Source organism: Phyllobacterium sp. 22552 (genome assembly GCF_052044585.1).
Taxonomy (GTDB): Bacteria; Pseudomonadota; Alphaproteobacteria; order Rhizobiales; family Rhizobiaceae; genus Phyllobacterium; species Phyllobacterium ifriqiyense.
In genome coordinates this window covers 86374-104123 of sequence record NZ_JBQENG010000007.1, presented here as the reverse complement: position 1 = coordinate 104123, position 17750 = coordinate 86374, and the positions used below count along the sequence as shown (strand labels likewise).

Annotated in this window: 13 protein-coding genes and 1 pseudogene; 1 reads left to right on the top strand and 13 read right to left on the bottom strand. The window is 52.6% G+C overall.

Features of this window, described 5'->3' with window-relative positions; genetic code table 11:
* Positions 1-646: 646 nt before the first annotated feature.
* The 9 genes from ACTJI9_RS16855 to ACTJI9_RS16815 all read right to left on the bottom strand — a co-directional run bounded on the left by ACTJI9_RS16855 (position 647) and on the right by ACTJI9_RS16815 (position 12566).
* Positions 647-1084, bottom strand: coding sequence for a hypothetical protein (locus tag ACTJI9_RS16855; protein WP_440809500.1), 438 nt, complete (start codon positions 1082-1084; stop codon positions 647-649).
* A gap of 568 nt (positions 1085-1652) precedes the next feature.
* Positions 1653-3650: a Fe(3+)-hydroxamate ABC transporter permease FhuB gene (gene fhuB, locus ACTJI9_RS16850; protein ID WP_440809497.1), complete on the bottom strand. Its 1998-nt coding sequence runs from the start codon at positions 3648-3650 to the stop codon at positions 1653-1655.
* Between the two features lie 5 nt (positions 3651-3655).
* Positions 3656-4474 carry an ABC transporter substrate-binding protein gene (locus ACTJI9_RS16845; protein WP_440809494.1) on the bottom strand — a complete coding sequence of 273 codons (819 nt, stop codon included), beginning with the start codon at positions 4472-4474 and terminating at the stop codon, positions 3656-3658.
* Between the two features lie 80 nt (positions 4475-4554).
* On the bottom strand, positions 4555-6675 hold the full coding sequence (locus ACTJI9_RS16840) for a TonB-dependent siderophore receptor (RefSeq protein WP_440809491.1): 2121 nt from the start codon (positions 6673-6675) through the stop codon (positions 4555-4557).
* 775 nt (positions 6676-7450) lie between these two features.
* On the bottom strand, positions 7451-8515 hold the full coding sequence (locus ACTJI9_RS16835) for an ABC transporter ATP-binding protein (RefSeq protein ID WP_440809489.1): 1065 nt from the start codon (positions 8513-8515) through the stop codon (positions 7451-7453).
* On the bottom strand, positions 8515-9561 hold the full coding sequence (locus ACTJI9_RS16830) for an NAD(P)-dependent alcohol dehydrogenase (protein ID WP_440809486.1): 1047 nt from the start codon (positions 9559-9561) through the stop codon (positions 8515-8517). The genes ACTJI9_RS16835 and ACTJI9_RS16830 overlap by 1 nt, the downstream gene beginning before the upstream one ends.
* A gap of 5 nt (positions 9562-9566) precedes the next feature.
* Positions 9567-10385: a carbohydrate ABC transporter permease gene (locus ACTJI9_RS16825; RefSeq protein ID WP_307277033.1), complete on the bottom strand. Its 819-nt coding sequence runs from the start codon at positions 10383-10385 to the stop codon at positions 9567-9569.
* Positions 10382-11245, bottom strand: a complete 864-nt coding sequence (locus ACTJI9_RS16820) for a carbohydrate ABC transporter permease (RefSeq protein ID WP_115054904.1) — start codon at positions 11243-11245, stop codon at positions 10382-10384. Before ACTJI9_RS16820 ends, ACTJI9_RS16825 begins: the two co-directional genes overlap by 4 nt.
* A 70-nt stretch (positions 11246-11315) precedes the next feature.
* Complete coding sequence (locus ACTJI9_RS16815) at positions 11316-12566, bottom strand: ABC transporter substrate-binding protein (protein WP_440809482.1); 1251 nt, start codon at positions 12564-12566, stop codon at positions 11316-11318.
* A 139-nt stretch (positions 12567-12705) separates the two neighbouring features.
* Here ACTJI9_RS16815 and ACTJI9_RS16810 point away from each other — a divergent pair, with 139 nt between their 5' ends.
* Complete coding sequence (locus tag ACTJI9_RS16810) at positions 12706-13629, top strand: AraC family transcriptional regulator (RefSeq protein WP_440809479.1); 924 nt, start codon at positions 12706-12708, stop codon at positions 13627-13629.
* A gap of 275 nt (positions 13630-13904) precedes the next feature.
* Here ACTJI9_RS16810 and ACTJI9_RS16805 read toward each other — a convergent pair.
* From ACTJI9_RS16805 to ACTJI9_RS16790, 4 genes and pseudogenes are all read right to left on the bottom strand, one after another.
* Positions 13905-14227 (bottom strand): annotated as a pseudogene (locus tag ACTJI9_RS16805) (inositol monophosphatase family protein).
* Between the two features lie 149 nt (positions 14228-14376).
* Entirely contained in the window at positions 14377-15423 is a 1047-nt protein-coding gene (locus ACTJI9_RS16800; protein ID WP_440809476.1) for an aldose epimerase family protein, read from the bottom strand.
* A gap of 69 nt (positions 15424-15492) precedes the next feature.
* Entirely contained in the window at positions 15493-15732 is a 240-nt protein-coding gene (locus ACTJI9_RS16795; RefSeq protein ID WP_307277018.1) for a hypothetical protein, read from the bottom strand.
* A 109-nt stretch (positions 15733-15841) separates the two neighbouring features.
* Positions 15842-17245, bottom strand: a complete 1404-nt coding sequence (locus ACTJI9_RS16790; protein ID WP_440809473.1) for an L-fucose/L-arabinose isomerase family protein — start codon at positions 17243-17245, stop codon at positions 15842-15844.
* Positions 17246-17750: the final 505 nt, after the last annotated feature.

The window sequence follows — 17750 nt, the reverse complement described above, 5'->3', positions numbered from 1 at the left end:
TGGTATGAAATCTCATCGAGCCGGCTGATCTGGTAGCTTTGATAACTGCGCCAATGGCTGTCTCAAATCTGGGTCCGACGCTCTCTGGAATTGCGGTTAATATTCCAGATGAATTCGAAAGGTCGAGCTGTACAAGCGAATGAGAAATTATGGGCGTATTCATGTAATACTATGCACCGGAGTTTGTATTCAATGATATGCGAAACCCTTGCCGGAAAGCGGACAAGAGATACGCAACTCCTCATTGAGCAACGTTGATTTGTAATGTCTTGGTTAAATGCATCGTAAAGTTCGCCAACTTGTCAGCGTTCGGACGCCTCAGGCCGGTGACACTCTTCATGCCAACTTCAAGCCGAAAAAATCATATAAATCACAAGTTGTAAATGTCGGAAATTGTTAGCGCTGAGTTGAAATGATTGAGAAAAGCTACGTCAAAGATTTTGCGGCCATCATAAACACCTATAAAACATATAATTACTTATGAACATTGAGAGAGGCTGGCATTCCCTTCGCTAACGTCATTTTCGAGATTTTATAGCAATAACTTGCAACAAAAATAGTTTTCTGCAACATCTCGAGCAGCGATAAAGGATCCATTTAAAACTTGGCATCATTATTTTGCTACCGCCGTCGCATCATCGGCAAACTATAAGCTCTTGATAGTCATTGGCGAATTAAAGGACCTCTCTTCCTGTGACGCAGACCTACCCAAGAGATGTTCCAGAATTTCTTTCACAATTTTCGGTTCGAACGGTTTAGCCAATACTCTCACGCTCGGTGGCAAACCTGCCGGAATGATAGCTTCTTCAACGGTAACAATGAGAGCCAGCTGCGGAAACTGCGCAGCTATCATTGTTATGTAGTTTTCGTCTGCGGTTTTTCCTGTTGATTCATACTCCGCAATAACGACACTTATCTCCGCGCGCGCTTTCAGTAGGACCATGGCTTCTTCCATGGTGGCCACATCAAAAACGTTGAGACCGGACGCTTCTAGGTATTCGCAAATGAAGAAATTCAGGATGACGTCTGGCTGTATAAGAAGTACTGTAATGGGCTGCCTCAGTTCCGATTTAAACTCGTTCATTTAGCCCTACTGCCTACAAAAGAGTGAATGCTGAACGCGCACCCGGCAAAATTCAAATTAAATTCATAGTATCGTCCACTGCCGTTAAAATATAGTCTCGTTATTCAAACAAGTACTCTGGCACCGATGGCACTGTATAGTGCTTTCCTGTGGAACGACAGAACCGATGAAAATGTGCAAATCTGCCGCAGGCATGCAGATTATTTAACGCTACGAGCCGCTTCCTGTGCCGTGGAAAAAGCCCTGCCGCTAATATCCGATGTTTCGTAGTCGGAGCCGGCCAAATAGCCAAATCCTATCAAAACAGCGATGCAAGCAGCCAATAGTAATTTATGCCAGTTATACACCTCACCCCCCACGATCATGTCACAACAAGAACGATAAAAACCGCCCCAGTGTTGTCGAAGATATTCGCGGATGCATATCGATCTATATGTCATCGATCGGGGCTGTTAAAGCCCCGTGCCACTATCAGCGACTTCGCTCAATAATATACCGCTGTAAAATGTAACGATATCCAATTGTAAGTCATTGGCTAAACATTTTCAGTCGGGGCCGTGCAATATCACTAACGACGCGTTCTCATTAGCACAACAAAATAGGGACCACCCACAAGTGCAGCTAGAAGCCCGGCAGGAATCTGCCACGGGAAGATAAGCATTCGGCCGGCCCAGTCCGCAAGCATCAGCATGAGTCCGCCAAGGAGCCCCGCTGCGGCAAGCTGAGGCAAGGCCCTTTGAAACCCGAGGACGCGTGCCATGTGCGGTGCCATCAAACCAACGAAGCTCAGCGGTCCAATAATCAATGTCGACGCCGCTGTTGATGTTGCGATCAAAACGAGCAGGATGATTCGTACCCGGTTAGCCCCAAGACCTACTCCTCGCGCAGCGGCTATGCCTAGCGGCAATATCTCCAGCCAGCGCGCGGTCAGCGGTGCAATCCCCACAAGAATAGCCGTGATGATCCCAGCGATGATGGCATCATCTGCTGTCGCCGTGTAGGTCGAACCGGATAACCAGGCTAACAATATACCCAGTCGCGGATCTCCGCTGGCCAAAACGATCGCCGATGCCGCCGATGCCATTGTTGCCACGGTAACACCGCTGAGTAGCAGTCGCTCGGGGGCTAACGCCTTTCGATAATCCATCGGTGCAATCAGCAGCAGGCAAACAAGCGCCCCCGCCAATCCAGCCAGGAACATTGCCGGACGACTAAAACTCGACATTGAAACAAACAGCAAAAGCACGCCGAGGGCAGCGCCGCCTGAAATGCCCAGCACCTCAGGTGCCGCCATTGGATTACCGGTCATGCGCTGGATTAGTACACCTGCAAACGCCAACATAATACCCGCCGACAGTGCCACAACAACCCGTGGCGCCCTGAGGGGCAAGAGATAGCCAAGTTCATCGGATGTAGCCCAATACCAGCCATTAATATCACGCCCGGCGGCAAGGGTCAGACAGAGGAAAAAACCGAGTACTAAAAGGCCGGCCAGCAACCAGGGCAAAGCATTGCGCCGGCGGAACACTGATGACGCATCTCCGTTTTTGTGTGGTGCGATGCGCAACTTCGGTAGCAGCAGCAACAGCAACGGCGCACCAAGAAACGCTGTTGCAGTACCGGCAGGAATTTCCGACAAAAATGGCAATATCTGCACAACCCGATCAGTCAGCCAAAGCAGGGAAGCGCCTAAAAGCGGTGCCCAGATTATGCGTTGATGCAGCGTTCGCGCACCGGCAAGCCGAGTCAGAACCGGGGCTGCCAAGGCCACAAAGCTGATGACACCAACAGCCGCTGTGGCGATAGCGCTAAGAATCACTGCAACCACCAATCCCGTCATCCGTGTCAAAGTCGGATTGTTGCCCAGGCTCGACGCTCCCTCGTCAGCCAGATCAAGGATTTGTAATGGGCGTACCAGCAGGAAGGCCGCTGCTGCGCTCGCCAACAACCAGGGTGTCAGCGCAAAAGCCGTGGCATCGCCATTCTGTATAAGTGATCCACTTTGCCAAATGTACAATTCCTGGGAATATTCGCGATTGGCAGCCATCAAGAAGGCACTTGCAGAACTGAAGGTGAGGCTGACGATCAGCCCCCCGATAATGATCCTTATTGGAGAAAAACCGCGTCCCGACGCCAAGGCAAAAACGATCAGTGTACTTATTGTGCCACCGGCGATAGCCACCCACTCCCGTCCATGTTCCAACATCCACGGCGCATAGAGGGTCGCAAGAGTTAAAGCGACACTGGCACCTGCATTGGTGCCAATTGTTGTCGGTTCGGCAAGAGGATTGCGCAGGATTTGCTGGAACAGCGTGCCAGCAAGCCCGAGTGCAGCCCCAACCAACAGGCTGATTGCAAGACGTGGCAGGAAAGCATGGCGGTAAAGCAGCTGCCGGGGATCAGTAAAGTCGGCATTGCTGATCGCACGCCACCAGAACTCGGTGGGCAGCAGTCGCAGAAGGTCGGATATGGTGAGGGATGCGGCGATGAACGCGGGAATGCCAACGAGCAAAGGAAGAAGCCATATTCCAGTGTTCCGCCGCGTTGTCGTTTTTGTCAGTTGCATGACCGTCATGTTTGCGCAAGCAGCGTGGCGAAACGGGCGGCCGCGGCCAGCCCGCCGAACGGCCAGACAGGAGGAATTGTTGTAACATTGCCTGCCCTGACGCAAGGGAGGCTCTTCCAAAGCGTACTTTGTTCGATTCTGATCTTCACATGCGGCGGAATCGGGTCGAGCGAGATCAGCCGCGCGTTACCGATCGCCACAAGTTCCTCGATACCCATCGTCGAAAACCCCCAACTTCCGGTTTCTCCGGTCCACGCATTGATAAGCCCAAGCCTATCCAGCACGTCTTGGAAAAGACTCGACCTGCCATAGACACGCACATGCCGATCGTCGAACATGCTGACCACAGCGAGGGGACTACCGCCTTGGTCCGCCAGCATCTTTTTGGTCCTGGAAATCGTAGCCGCCGTGCTTTCAATCACCTCATGCGCTTGCGTTTCCCGACCAAGCCTCTCGGCCAATCTCAGCGTCTCGCTCTCGGCCTGACCATATGGTGTCCCGCCGGTGCCGTCGTAAAGTGCTACCGTATGCAGCGGTGCAATCTTCGCAAATGGACCTCCCTCGAGTCCGTAGCCATGAGCGCTGACGATCATATCAGGATTGAGCTTGAGCAAGACCTCAAGATTGGGCTCACCACGGGAGCCTAAATCAAGACAGTCATCAGACAGCCGGGGTGCCACAACCCAGTCACGGTAACCTTTAAGATCGGCTACCGCTACAGGCTGGATACCCAGCGAGACGACAAGTTCGGCCGACGCCCATTCAAGACAAGCCACTCGCGGCATATTTGCTGCACGCGCGACGGGAATTTGGGCAACCAACATTGCCGCAAGCCCTCCGATACATTGCCGCCGTGTTGGGTATTTGAGGCAAATGGATCGTTTGTTATATGTTCGTGTCCCGTTCACCAGCGATACTTCACCGAGCCCGTAATCTTGCGGCCCTCTCCATAGAAGCAACCGGAGGTGCGATTGAAGCAGGAGGCAACATATTGCTTATCGAAAAGGTTGCTGGCATTGAGCTGGAATTTCATGTTCTTCCAGTCATAGTGGATGGCGGCATCGACCAGTGTTGCCGACGGCACCTTGAAAGAATTGTCATCATCGCCAAAGCTTGATCCGATATAGCGGGCGCCAACACCGGCGCCGAAACCTTCGAGCACGCCAGTTTTGAACGTATAGTCGCCCCACAGCGACATTCGGTGGCGCGGCACGCCGGAAGGCATATTGCCACCTGTGCCTTCGCCATCATCGCGAATCTCCATATCTGTATATGCGTAAGCGAGTTTTATATCCCAACCGGAATCGAGGCTGGCAACGCCTTCAACTTCAATACCCCGCGAGCGAATTTCTCCTGTCTGGAAACGCTCATTGCCAATAGTGCGAGAGACATTCTCACGGGTAAGATCAAAGGCAGCAACGGTTACGAAGCTGTTCCAGCCTTTTGGCTGATATTTGATACCGACCTCGTACTGCTCACCGGTCCCTGGCTTGAAGGTTTCACCGCCGCTTCCCGTGCCCAATGTCGGATAAAATGATGTTGAATAACTGACATAGGGCGCAAGGCCGGTGTCGGAGAGATAAACGAGGCCAACCCGGCCCGTGAATGCACTATCAGACTGTTCGCTTTCGCTGTGGGACAGCTTGTCGAGTATTGTGCTTTTTGTCCAATCCTGTCGACCGCCGAATGTAAGCGCCCAGTTATCATACTTGATCTGATCTTGCGCGTAGAGACCAGCCTGCCACTGGCGAGTGTTGGTATCCTTGTAAGAAATGATATCGGACACCGGGGCGCCGTAGACGGGATTAAAGATATCATCAAGCGGTGCAACTGTTCCCGAGCCACCCCAATCCTTGTAATCAGTGTACTGGTAGTCGAATCCCATCAGCAGCGTGTGTGCAAGCGGCCCCGTGTCGAACTCGGCCTGAGCCTGATTGTCGACCGAAAAATTGCCGAGCGTTGAGCTCCCGGCGTCGACATAGCGGTGGTAGGTATGGCCGTCCGGATCAAGGCCAGGAGAAAGATCAGGATTGGGATTGGCCCCGCCGCCAAACACGCCAAGCTGCTTGTCATTGCTGAGATAAGAATAGCGAAGGTTCTGCCGAACGAGCCATGTGTCGTTCATTCGATGCTCGAATTCATAACCCGCCATGGCAAGTGTTGGAGAAAACTCATCGAAACCCGGTTCGCCAACAAAGCGGCTGTTCGGCAGACGCTTGCCGTTCAGCCCCGGAAAGACAGTGCCATCGGCTGGTAGAAATTGGATACCCCAGCCTGTTTTGTCACGTTGGTAGGTGGCAAGCAGCGTCAGGCTGGTGTCGGCATTGGGCTGCCACTTCAGCGAGGGCGCTATAAAGATGCGGTCGTCGTTGACAAAATCTACACCGGTTTCACCATCACGAAACAAGCCTGTCACCCGATAACTCAGCACGCCGTCCTTGTCGAAGACACCTCCCATATCAAACTGGGTCTGATAGCGGTTGAAGCTACCGGCACTGACTTCGATTTCCCGGAACGTTTCGCCAGTTGGGCGCTTGCTCACATAGTTGATAATGCCGCCGGGACTGTTCTGGCCATAAAGGACAGAGGCCGGGCCATGCAATATTTCCAGGCGTTCGGCACCATAGGGGTCAAGTGACAGGAAGGTGGCAAAATCCGTTCCCTTCAGCCGCAAGCCATCCTTATAAAAAGCCTCGTCCGATACACCGAATCCACGAATTTGCAGACCATAACCACGCGTGTCATTACCCCACAATTCTCCTGCAACACCGGCAGTGTAACGAAGCGCATTGCCCAGGCTCTCCACCCGCTGTGCCTTCATCTGATCCGCCGTAACGATCGAGATCGACTGCGGGTTTTCGATCAGCGGCGTATCGCTTTTGGAACCAGTCGCACTGCGGTTAGCAACATAACCATCGACGGGCCCCCAGGCATTTTCGACGCGCAGCGTGATAGGGTCAAGGAGAATGGTATCACTTTCTTGCGCCTGTGCAGAGGAGATGGCAATAATCCCCGATCCCAACATCGCCCGGGATAGGCCTAGTAACCGTCGTTTAATCGGACTTAGACGAGAAACAGAAAAGGTTACGCATGCGCGCCGATCCTTGCGGCGATCAGCATCGAAACTCGCGAAAACAACCACGTGAAAAATCCCCAGCTTTTGACACTACGCGTCTGCCAGCGAATCCCCCGCCGACTTTTCTTGACTAAGATACTCATCTTTCCTAGTCAACCTTAAGTTGAGTAGGGTTCTGGGCAAAAGTTGCGTCGTTTTGAGAACTCTGGGTAACGGTGCTAGGACTTCGCATTACTCGGATGCTAAAGCGTACCGTTGCGGCATCACGCTTAAAAAATGTGGAGATCAAGCAAAGCCAAAGCGACTTGTGGCACGGCTAAGTACCTTAATAGCATACTAAAAAGAGTGCTCGAAGGACTAAAAATCCATCAAAAACATTTCGTCCGCATACCATAGCCAGATTAGCAGACATGTTGTGCCTGCGAGGACGTTGCCTATTCTTAAACGGCCTGTGGCATGCCATGCCAATACATAATTAAGAATGACAATAATCGGAAGGAGTACTAGAACAGGCATAAACTTTCTTCATTCTTGCGTTGGGTTTTTTCCACCGCACAACACCAATGGCTCAGAGCCAAATATTATGGCAAATGCGATAGCTGCGATTATTGTGGCCGTCGGCCTGCATTGGCTTCTATAATATTACTGAAGATACAAACCACCGAAGCTTGTCGACGGGAAATTATTAGCTGTCGGGCCAAAGCTTCAAAAGTTTGTCCGTTCATCACGCGACTTTGTGCACTGCAAATCGTTTTTCTGTTTCGGGGTCAAATAGGTGCAGTTCGTGAGCAGCAACATCTATGCCCACAACATCACCTTCCTTGATGGCGGTAGCCGCGGGTACAGCAATGCTGATCTCATGGCTATTGTTGCGCAATGTCACAAGTCTCGTCTCTCCGTGAAACTCGTTACGCTCGACTCGACCGCGTAACCCACCCCCTTCATCAGTCAGTTGAAATGCTCCTGGTCGGATCCCTACGGTAACAGGGCCAGGTCTGATCGCGAAAGGCGCCTTGAACCTGGCACCAGAATCGCCAATCTCACCATTAAGCGCCTGTAATTGCATGAAGTTCATGTTTGGCGTTCCGATGAAGCCGGCGGCAAACAGGGTGGCTGGAGATTGGTAGATTTCTTCAGGCGTGCCCATCTGCTCTATACGCCCGTCCTTCATCAAAACGATCTTGTCAGCAAGTGTCATCGCTTCGAGCTGGTCATGTGTAACGTAAATGCTCGTCGTCTCAAGGTCCCGGTGCAGGCGCGCAATCTCGACACGCAAGCTACCGCGAAGCTTTGCGTCTAGATTAGATAATGGCTCGTCGAAGAGAAACACCTCCGGAGTTTTGATCATAGCACGCGCGATCGCCACGCGCTGTTGCTGGCCGCCCGACAGTTCCGTTGGTTTGCGGGACAGGTAGATGCCAAGACCGAGTGCCTCGACAACCGGAGCAAGGCGTTCGTTGATCGCGCCTTTTGCAATGCCGGCACGTTCCAGACCGAATACAATATTTTCCCGTACGCTCATATGTGGATAGAGCGCGTAATTTTGAAAAACCATAGCGATACCGCGATCTCCAGGGTCGCGATCGTTCATACGTTGACCACCAATTAGAAGGTCACCGCTCGATATTTCTTCGAGACCGGCGATCATGCGCAGCATCGTTGACTTGCCACAACCTGATGGCCCGAGAAAGACGACGAATTCGTGGTCATCTATCTTAAGGTTGAAATCGTGCATGACTTCCACCGAACCATAGACTTTGCGGATTCCACGGCATTCAACGGTCGCCATCAGTTCCCCTCCCCGTCCAGGGTGATCTGCAGCTTCACATCTTCCGGACGCCCTTCGGCAGCGCGCTTGAAGGCCGCAATAGAGTCCTCAAATGCGAACGTGCCCGAGACGAGCGGCTTCAAATCGACCTTTCCGGCGGCGATGAGAGCCAAGGCGCGATCAAAGACGTTAGCATAGCGAAACACGGTTTCTATCCGACACTCGCGTGAGCATGCAGCAGCAATATCCATCGGGACGGGCTCAACTGGCAAGCCCACGAGGACCACGGTTCCACCAGGTCTCACGATTTTGAAAAGATCGGCGATAGCGGCCGACGCACCGGAGCATTCGAATACTATATCGGCACCCCAGCCACCTGTGGCAGTGTCAACTGCATCGACGAGGTTCGTTTCTCGTACGTTGATGCCACTGATGCCGTCATAAGTTTCCGCAAGTTTCAATTTGATCGGGGAAACATCCGAAATCAGCACCCGCGAGCAGCCGCCGGCCAATGCTGCCAGTGCAACCATGATCCCGATTGTGCCGCAACCTGTTACAACTGCCGTGTCGCCAGGGGTAATGCGGGCGCGTGCTGCGGCTTGCATGCCGACGGCGAAGGGCTCGACCATCGCCCCTTCAGCAAAAGAGACGTTGTCTGGCAGCTTGTAGGTAAATCCGGCTGGATGAATGGTTTCCGGGCAAAGCACACCATGCACCGGCGGTGTTGCCCAGAAAGTTACAGCGGGATCGACATTGTAGAGCCCGAGACGCGAAGCACGCGATGAGGGATCGGGAATTCCCGGCTCCATGCACACCCGGTCACCGGCCTTAAGATGCGTGACGTTGGCACCGACTTCAGTCACGGTGCCTGCGGCCTCGTGGCCCAGAACCATAGGCTCATTGAGCACGAAATTACCGATGCGGCCGTGGGTGTAATAATGTACGTCGCTGCCGCAAACTCCGACGGTATGGAGACGGACGCGTACATCATCTGGTCCCATCGTTCGGGCCAGATCGATATCGCGCAGCGTAAGTTCACCAACGCGCTCGAGGACAAGTGCTTTCATGAGATTCAACCTTGATTAGTTTTTTTGGAAAATGCGGCATTGAGCCCGCTCGCCATTACCCCAAGCAAAATGAGAGGTGGCAAGGACAAGAGAACGACGGCCGCGTTGAGAATGCCCCAAGGTACATTCATGCCGAGCTGTGACATTTCAGATGCAATGATTGGTAGAGTCTTTGCCTTGGATGTAGTGAGCATCATGGCGAGAAGAAACTCGTTCCAAACAAGCACAAAGGAAAAGGCAACGGCACCGAAAACCTGAAAGCGGACAATCGGAAGAGCGATGCGGAAGAAAGTGGCGTAGGGGCCTAATCCATCGACTCTGGCGGCCTCTTCGACATGCAGGCTGACACCTTCAAAAGCCGGAATCGACAACCAGATAGTGATTGAAGTCGTGACAATCAAATAGGTGACGATCAGGGACAAGCGGGTATCGTAGAGATCGAGGCCCAGCCAGATAACCAGCATCGGAATTGCAATCGCCACCGGTGGCAGAAAGCGCAGCGACAGAACAAAAAACTGCGCCTCAGCTGTCAAGCGGTTTTTGAATCTTGCAATAACATAGGCGGCAGGAATGCCAAGGACGGCCCCAAGCACAACGGCGCTCGTGCAGATGATGAGTGAATTGGTGAGCGCGCGAGCGACCGAGCGCCGGTTCAGCACGTAGCTCATATTATCCCAGACCGGCTGGAAAAAGAGTTTTGGCGTGCTGACCAGCAGGTCGGCATTGGTTTTAAAAGCGTTGAGCAAAGTCCATAGTAACGGCAGGACCACGAAGGCAGCCGCTAATATCAGCATCAGCCTGAGGAGCAATGTGGACAGTTTCATCGGTTCAGCCTCTTCCAGGTAAAGGTGAAGGTGACGATGGTCAGTACCATCATGATGACTGCCATTGATGAGGCATATGAGATTTTGCCGGATTCAATGAAACCCTGGGAATAGGCATACATGTCGAGTGTTTCCGTCGAGATGCCTGGGCCGCCCCGTGTCATGACATAAACCAGATCGAAGGAGCGCAGACTTTCGATCGCCTTGACGAGAAGCAGGCTGATAAGCGGAGCCTTCAGCATCGGAAGTGTGACGTAGCGATGGACTTCCCAGCGCGTCGCGCGATCGATGCGTGCGGCTTCCAGAGGCTGCGGAGGAAGCGATTCCAGAAGCTTGAGAATAATTACCGCAAAGAAAAGCCCCCATTGCCAGACGTCGACGAATGCAACTGCAAACAGTGCCCCGAGCGGCGTGGAAAGGATATCTGGTGTACTGCCCGTGAGTTCGCGTACAGGCCAGGTCAAAGCGCCATACAAAGGATGAAAAGAGAATTTCCAAACAAAGGCAGCGCAGACGCGCGGCAAGAGGACCGGAATTATAAACAAGACACACAGGATATTCCGCACCCGCGGACCAGTCGCCTCAAACATGGCGATACTGAGCGCGATGCCCGTCAACATAGTTGCTGTGACACTTACAACTTCCCATTTGAGCGACACCCACAAAGCATTGAGAAAACGGGCATCGGAAAACAAGGCTATATAATTGGCGAACCAAACGTAATCGGCCTGCGGCTGTGCCAAGGTTCTGTTCTGCAATGAAATATTGATTGCATAGATCGTCGGCACGAGCGCCAGAACAATCAGTATGACCAACGTTGGGCCGAGAAAAACGTAAGGCAGCGAACGCCTGCGGCGCATGGCAAAAATCCTCAACTAACAGGGTCGGGCGCGTCGTTTACGGCGCGCCCTTGGTAAAGGCTGACGGGTATCAAAGCTTGGTGGCGAAAGCCTCAAGCTCGTTGAGGGTTGCCTTGATATCCTTGCGGCTACCGGTGATGAGCTCTTCGAGCATGATCCCCCATTGATTACCCAGTTCTTGCCAGCGCGGATCTTGCCAGAAGGTTACCTGTGTTCGGCTTCCCGTTTGAGCCATCGCGTCAGCAAGATTCTGACCAAAGGTCGCGGCATATTCCGGACTCTGGTAGGTGCTGGTGCGCGTCAACTCACCCGGTTGCCCCGCCGCCAGACGGCGCGCTTCCTGCTCTTTGGAGGTCGCCCAAGCAATGAACAGACCGGCGCAGGCTTTTTTCTCCTCGGTTGCATTGGCTTTTGCGGCGATGGCAAAGCCATGGGCATAACCGCCACCTGGTAGCGGCGTTGGGGGCACAGAGAAGGCTACTTTATCAGCCACCTGACTTTGCGCCTTGTCTACCGACATGCCGCCAAGGGGGGCGGATTCAATGATAATGGCGACCTTGCCAGCGCGGAATGCACCAGTCGATTCGTCCCAGGATCCGGTCTGCGTTCCGGGAGCGGAATATTTGAAAAGGTCCAAATAAGCCTGTGTAGCTTTCAGTGCGGCCTCTGAGTTAAATGCCGGCTTTCCATCTTTGAACCACTCCCCGCCATATGCCTTAAACAATGGCATCCAGCGCCAGACATTGGCACCCGAGCCCCGCTGTCCCCGCAGAGCCGTTCCGTACACGCCATTGTCGGGGTCGTGCAGTTTTTTGACGGCAGCCAGATACTCTTCCCACGTTTTTGGTGGCGCGATACCAGCTTTTTCCAGAAGATCCGTCCGATAGACCATCAGGTCGCCACCGCCCTGTATGGGTGCGAACCATTGCTTTCCTTCATAGGTCGCGGCTGCTCGCATACCCGCATCGAAATCGGCATAGTCGTAGTCGGAGGGATAATAGCCATCGAGCGGCACGATCCAGCCAGAAGAGGCGAATAGGGCGAGGTTTGCCTCATCGACATAGTAGACGTCAAAGCTACCGACGGTGGATGCGTCAGCCTGCGACTTTGCGCGACGGTCGTTTTCGTTAAGGTAGCTGATTTCAAATCCTGCGCCGGACAATTTCTCGAATTCGTCCACGTGCTCTTCCAGCAGCGTTAGTCCATCGCGTGGCTGGGCGAGGACGCGCACATCGTCGCTACACTGAGCAGCGGCAAAGGCGTTGGACGCCGTAAAGATTGCAATTGCCGCGCAGCCAGCGCGGAGTCTGTTGAATGTCATGGTATCCTCCCTCGAACGGCAAAACTCCCTCGCCGTCTACGGGACCCATTGTGACTGGACTTGTCATCGGAACTAGTTTGCTTTTTGACTGAGAACTAATACTATTTTGACATTCTTCGCATATAAGGTGACTTGATGAATGCCAATTGCATCAGATTTCCCACATTCCGTTTCGGATACCTTTACCGCTACCCGAGAGCAAATCACCCTGCCTGGCGGCATGTCCTACCTCATCCGCCGGGATGACTATCCAAACCCAATCTGCATTTGGAACTATCATCCTGAATGGGAAATCCACTATATTCCTGACGCTTCGGGCTTTGCCTATGTCGGTGACTATATCGGTCCTTTTAAACCGGGGCATCTGATGCTGACTGGTACGAACCTTCCGCACAACTGGATCACACCAGGCGCGCCGCATCTGCTGGGACGCGATCTGGTGCTGCAATTCGATGCAGAAGCGCTAATGAACATACGCGCGGTCTGTCCGGAGTTTGATGTTCTCCACCGTCTGAAACCACTTGCCGCACGCGGTATCGAAATCATGGGGCCTGCTGCTCTGGAAATCGGTAGAAGAATCCTTGACCTTCACGAACATGAAAATGCAGGAGGGCTCGGACTCTTCATCGAGATACTGAACAGCATTGAGACCGCTCCACAAAAGCGGCTTCTTGCCAGTGAGCATTTTATCTCATTTTATAACCAATTGTCGGACAGGCGTCATCGCAGGATCGATCAAGCTATCCAGATCATGCAATCCAGTCCTAGCGCGAAGATGCACGAGGTAGCCGAGCGTGTAGGTCTCGAGCCTTCCGCTTTTTCCCGCGCTTTCGGTCGGCTGACAGGTATGAACTTCTCCACCTATAGCCGCTCGGTGCGCGTTTGGCGCGCCCGCACATTACTGGCGGAAACTGGAATGTCGATCACGGATATCTGCTTCGAAGCAGGCTTCAACAATCTGTCGAATTTCAACCGATATTTCAGAATGGAAACCGGCCTCACTCCACGATCCTATCGAAAGGCAGCAAGGATCAGAGCCAGGTCCATGATCACACGGCCATAACCATGGGGATACGCAATCAGTAGAGCCGAAAGCGCTTCACCTATTAACAGTCAGAAAATCACAACAGAATTCTAGTCTGACAAGCGGCCAGTCTACCATCGGCGACATGAGCAAGCATCATGGCTGAAGGGCCAAAGCGACGGTCCTCACAGCCATGATCCAGAATATGGCTGATCTGCTGGGCAGGCGCTGTTCCGCTCTTGCCGATGTGAAGCCCACGCAGAACGCTGATTTGTTGAGGGTCGCATCTTTGAAGGTCGCATCTTTGTTGACTGCTATCGGATCACCGTTACGAGTCGCGCCTCGACCACGGCCGCGCTATATGACTCATCTTTAACAGGGTCGAAGATGACGCCAAGCATTGGCTTACCCTCTATGGTAGCACCGACCGACACACACCAGCTCGGACGATCGCGCATGAAGTTCGAAGTACCGTCGATGGGGTCCAGAACCCAAACTACAAAATGGCGTGATGGGGAAATGCTTGATGCAACCTGTTCCGGATCAGCAATTCGACTGATTTATCAACCGCTATCACAAAGTCTTGCGGTCCCTTGGTTTCAATTTCCAAGGGTCCATTCTGCTTCAAATATGACATGACCAGCCGTCCAGCCGCCGGTGCCGTCGCTTCGGCAACAGCTTGCATCATCACAAAGTCATCGTCTTCGTTTGCCACTGTTCCGTCCCCTTCATTTGCTTTCACAACCTAGCGTCTCATGGCTTGGTCGAACGTCAGTTCATCGGCGGTTAAAATGTGCGAAATCTGTACTCGGTTACCTGTCGATAAGTTTCATTCGGCCGCAACACCGCACCGACGAAATGACTTCGATTAGGGCTATCCGGATAACGCTGCGGTTCCAGGCAGATACCGCAATGCCTTCCATAGCGAGCTCCATCGAGACCCACGGCCGGGCCATTGAACGCTCCGCCATCATATAATTGCAGGTGTGGCTCGGTCGTATAAACATCCATGGCCATGCGTGTCTTGGGCCCGGACAACGTTCCTGCATGTATCAGTTTTTTATCTGCGGAGACCGTCTCTCTTAGAACGAACCCGAGGTCGTAGTTGACCTTCTGTTGGTTTCGTAAAGGTCTTGGCTTGTGAAAATCAAAAGGCGTTCCATAAACCGAGCGTATCTCGCCGGTTGGAATTAGATCGTGATCAACTGGAGTATAAAAGTCGGCTTCTGCTAAAAACTCATGATCAATTGCGCTTGGTACGGGAGCGTTTTTGAATCCAACTGGCAACTCAAGATTGAAGTAACCATGGCTGGCAAGATTACAGAGCGTTGGTGCGTCCGTCGTGGCAGTCAACTCGACTTCCAAGGTCCCGGGGTCCAACAATCGATAGACGCACTGAACATCCAGGTTGCCGGGGAAACCGGCATCACCATCCGGAGATTGAAGTGACATCGTTACCGATGACGCGTCGTGCGCCTCAAGCCTCCAAGGCCTGCGGCTAAAGCCTTGACCGTCACCACCGCCGTGTAGCGTATGCTTTCCATCTTGATTAAGTGGCAATTGATAATCTTTGCCATCCAGTTCAAAACGGCCTTGTGCAATCCTGTTGGCAAAACGACCAGCGATTGTGCCGGCATGAGCAGTATCGGCGGTATAGTCGTCAATTGTATCAAAGCCGATGACAACCCGTTGTTTTCCCAGAGGCGTGGGGATGAGCAAATCGCGCACTGCAGCCCCCCATGTCAGGATCTTTGCCTCCACACCCCCATCCGAGCGTAGAGTGACCTCATGGATATCGACACCGTTGACTTGCCCAAAAATACGATCTTGCATTTGTTCTACCATCTAATTTGTGTTCGAAGAGTTCGCCGAACCGCAGGAAGTGCTGATTTGAACATGGGCTCAGCTCAAATATTTATTGGTGTCTGCATCGCTTTTCGGTAGCAAGCTACCATCGATCGAAGTTGCTTCCGATTCATGCAGCACCAAAGCTTGAATCGAGGCTGCGGCAATCGCATCGTCATCGTCATCGTCATCGTCATCGTCATCGTCAATGAACTCGTCCCATACGCCCGGATCTGCAACACCAACGTGCAAAAACCATCTTGCCGACTCCGTCGGCTTGTGGATCGTTGCTGTCATGCTACCCTCCATTATCAAGAACATTCCGATATTGGCGCTCAACACTTTTAAGAAGAAACCGGACGGGTGGACTGGCGTCTCCCAACCACCTGCGTGGTTTTCAATTTTTTCATTCGTGGAGATGGAAATCCCAACCCAGATACTGACGTGAAGCGTCGATTATGGCCTCACTGACGGAAGAAAAATTCGCCGCCACATGATGCTCGAAGCCGTTTTCGCAAATATAACGCAGCAACTTTTGCATATTGGGAATTTCAACAACGCCAGCGCCACCAAACGTTTCCAGCGGATCATCGGTGAACTTTCCTTCTCCGACGTAACCACAAATGCGCCCGGATGTGTCATCCGTGCTCACACGAATATAGGTCATGTGCCCCGACTTTATTGAGCCGTCCACCGTTCCATAGGTATTGTCTTTGCCAACCGTCCCGGCAATGATTTCCTGAAAGTCCATTTTGTAGTTTTTAAAGAATTCTTTCGGCAGGTTGCTGCAATGGAAACACACGGCTTTATTAGCGTTCGTTCCATAGTTATTGTTCCAGTCGAGAAGCGCGCTCGGCGTCCCGGACGCAAGTGCCAACATATGCATGCCTATGAGGCCACAGACATCAACTTCACATGCACTGGACATCAATTTGGAACTCATCATGCTCATCATTGTGCAAGGCACGACGCCATAGTTTTCTTCCAATGACGTCCAACATTGAATCGCGCTGATTGAAACATCGACCTCCCGCATCCACTCTTCTGTCACCGCCGCAAGCTTGGCTTGTCTGAGGATGGCCGGATGAGGCACACCTTCAACTGTAATGTAGTTTTTGATCGCATTGACCTTGTCTGTGACGATCGAAGCGCCATCATCAAGGCGAGACACCCGCCCCAAAATCTCTGAAAGATCGAGCGTGATGACCGAAATTCCGGCCGCCTCGAGAAGTTTTTCGCTGTAACGAACTGTATTGAAGGCTTGTGGCCGTGCGCCGATTGCGCCTATCCGCAAGCCCCGCAAACCACCAACAATACGGCAGGTCGCCGAAAAACGCGCAAGATCATCTTGAAACTCATCGCTGAGCGGGTCTACGCAGTGAGATTTGGTGAGTGAATAGCGAATGCCGTACTGTCGCAGATTATTGCAGGCCGACATCTTTCCGCAGAAGCTGTCACGGCGCCACTGAATCGACATTTTTTGCGGATCATCCGGGGTGGCCTGGATCAAGGTAGGTACCTTCAGCCCCGACAGGCGGATGGTGTCGGCAATTGGCCGCTCTTCCCCGAAGTTCGGAAGCGTGACGATTATTCCATCAATATCATCAGCATGCTTCTTGAACAAAGCTGCGCATTTTCTAGCATCTTCAAATGACTGCACGGCACCATGCTGGGTGTCTTCGAGGCCAAGGACGATGCACTTATGGCCAGCATTTTCAACAGCACTGATCATATGATCACGACCTGTAGCCGCAAGGTGACCTGGGAAAAATCCCCGGCTTCCAACTACAATACCAAACGTCATTGACATTACTTCTGCTACCTTCCTGGTTTTCATGCGCATCAGCAATTCATATTGGGTACTGGTGCGCAGTTCGAATGGCTGTCAGCGGCATGTGAGTGCGGGAGAATCCGTCACTCACCTCGCTCGGTGACCGCCTTTAAACATTTAAGATTGTCTCCGGCTCACATCCCAGGACGGCGTCCGAACGTTTCCCTGGCGTTTTCAACAGTCAGATTGTTGTTCGTCAGCATTGCAATTATCTTAACCATCACTTCCTCCCACGATATACAAATTGCATGATTTTAGAGAGCTGGTGCGACAATAACTGAACGCAAACAAAGCTTACTTTCGAACCCACACTGGACGTTGCCCGCTCATCACCAAGACCAGCAAGTGGAAAACCTGATTGCGCCGGTCCGTTGTTTTTTCAATCCACAAAATGATAATTTCGCCAACCGCACCAGCCGCTGATCCTCTTGCAGCCCGGTACGGATTTCAGAGACACGGCCTTATGCATCTGAATCCCAAGAAG